Raw genomic sequence first — 654 nt, 5'->3', positions numbered from 1 at the left:
GTGTTTGTGTTTTCGGGTCAGGGTTCGCATTGGGTGGGGATGGGTCGTCGGTTGTTGGCCGATGAGCCGGTGTTCGCTGCGGCTGTTGATGAGTTGGAGCCGGTGTTTGTCCGGCAGGTGGGTTTTTCGCTGCGTGAGGTGATCGAGCGGGGCGCTGAGATTTCCGGTGATGCGCAGGTGCAGCCGGTGATCATGGGGTTGCAGTTGGCGTTGGCTGCGTTGTGGCGTGCCTATGGGGTTGTGCCGGATGCGGTGATCGGGCATTCGATGGGGGAGGTGTCTGCGGCGGTGGTGGCCGGGGCGCTGACGCCGGAGCAGGGTTTGACGGTGATCGGGGTGCGGTCGCGGTTGATGTCGCGGCAGGCCGGTCAGGGTGCGGTGGCGTTGTTGGAGTTGGATGCCGTTGCTGCCGGTGAGTTGCTGGCGGGTTATCCCGGTGTTGAGGTGGCGGGGTATTTGTCGCCGCGGCAGACGGTGGTGGCCGGTGCGCCCGCCGATGTGGATGCGGTGATCGCTGCGGTGGCTGCTGCGGAGCGGTTTGCGCGGCGGGTGAACATGGAGGTGGCCTCGCATACCGCGTTCATGGATCCGATCCTTGATGAACTGCGCGCCGAACTGGCCGACATCACCCCCCAAACACCACAGATCCCGTTC

Annotated in this window: 1 protein-coding gene; it reads left to right on the top strand. The window is 64.8% G+C overall.

Features of this window, described 5'->3' with window-relative positions; genetic code table 11:
* Positions 1–654, top strand: a 654-nt coding sequence (locus tag N416_RS22035; RefSeq protein ID WP_036458908.1) for an acyltransferase domain-containing protein, incomplete at both ends; no start/stop codon positions are given.

Origin of the sequence: Mycobacterium sp. UM_WGJ, assembly GCF_000455125.1 — a bacterium.
Taxonomy (GTDB): domain Bacteria; phylum Actinomycetota; class Actinomycetes; order Mycobacteriales; family Mycobacteriaceae; genus Mycobacterium.
The sequence above is the reverse complement of the archived record's forward strand: the minus strand, read 5'-3'. Positions and strand labels throughout refer to the sequence as shown.